This window comes from Oleiphilus sp. HI0086 (assembly GCF_001635225.1).
The window spans coordinates 1-1,220 of sequence record NZ_LWFZ01001244.1 but is presented as its reverse complement, the minus strand read 5'-3'; the positions used below and the strand labels follow the sequence as shown (position 1 = coordinate 1,220).

The following is a 1,220-nucleotide window of genomic DNA, read 5'->3' as shown; positions in this document are numbered from 1 at the left end:
CGTCGCTCATTGCGTCAAGGCCAAGCAGTGCGCTTTGATTTGAGTGAGGGTGAGAAGGGTATGCAGGCAGACAACGTTTCGGTTGCCAAGTAAGCCTCTAGCTCTTTAGCTTCTACAGAAAAGGCTTATCCCCAGCGGATAAGCTTTTTTTCGTTTCGGGTGATGGCATTCCAATATTCACCTGCTTCATCTTCCCCTTCTTGCCAGCTATGTGCGGCACACCTGACCTCCAGGTCATACATCTCTAACAGGCTTAGTGCGCAGGCTTCATCATTGTCCCAAGGTGTTTCAGACGATTTGAACCAAACACTGCAATAAGACTTTCCTGCTGCACAGGGCGTAACGACGATAGGGATCTTATTCCCTTCGCGTGAAAGGGTGCCCGAGATACTTTTCTTTTCGGATAAGCTGCTTGCTTCAAGGTTGATATCGATGGTTGTAAAGTGAGTATTTAGCCAGGCGAGCAATTCACTGTTGTTTATGTTCTTTATGTATATTTCTATATCGGGCGTTATCATTTATTTGTCCAAGAAATTCTGGATTCTGCTTACGAGAAGGCGAATATAGCAGTAAAAGGCGATGATAGCGCTAGGCACGCTAAGAATAAGACCAATTAGCGCAAGTAATTCCTGCTTTTCAGATGCGGGCAAGAGAATATTAACGTATACAATTGTTCCGAGGCCTGCCAGGGTACAAATGGCACTGATCAGAAAGTATTTAAAATAATTCTGCTGATTATGTTTTTTAGACGACACGGTAGTGGCTTTTAAACTCTTATTAGTGATCAGTACTGATAGTGGCTGATTTACTTCTTCTGAAATATATCAAACTGTATGTCTAGCTGTAAGTCTAGAGTATCAAGGGACTCAAGTAGAGTTCTTTTTTCTGGTTTACAGCGCCAGTAATGCGGTGTCATTGAAAACAGGTTAGTGATGTCTTGTGAGCTAGGTAGGTGAATTGTTTGCTCAAAGTAATCAGTCTTCACATGCTGAAGGCTCGTAGGGAGGCTTTCAAACTCTGTTCGCGTTTCGGCTTTGAGTTCATCGTAGATAACACGGCGAAGCTCTATTAGATGTCTAGGGCCGGTATTTACAAGGATCACATGACCGCCGGGGCGAACTGTGCGAGATATTTCTTCCAGGTCAAAATGGAAAAACAGGCCGCTTACCAGATCTTGAGAATTGTCCGCCAAGGGGATATTCGCAGCGCTACCTACCCAC

2 protein-coding genes and 1 pseudogene are annotated in these 1,220 nt (G+C 44.3%); 1 reads left to right on the top strand and 2 read right to left on the bottom strand.

The genetic code is table 11. From position 1 onward, the window contains the following. The first annotated feature begins 9 nt into the window (after nucleotides 1-9). Entirely contained in the window at nucleotides 10-93 is an 84-nt protein-coding gene (locus A3756_RS29335) for a hypothetical protein (protein ID WP_368664610.1), read from the top strand. A 32-nt stretch (nucleotides 94-125) separates the two neighbouring features. Here the strand turns inward: A3756_RS29335 and A3756_RS21575 are convergent, their stop codons facing one another. Together A3756_RS21575 and A3756_RS28145 are read right to left on the bottom strand one after the other, a co-directional pair. Then, a complete protein-coding gene (locus A3756_RS21575) occupies nucleotides 126-518 on the bottom strand; it encodes a hypothetical protein (RefSeq protein WP_068554605.1) in 393 nt (130 codons plus the stop codon). Nucleotides 519-805: 287 nt separating this feature from the next. Continuing rightward, nucleotides 806-1,220 (bottom strand): annotated as a pseudogene (locus tag A3756_RS28145) (hypothetical protein); the annotation flags it as partial.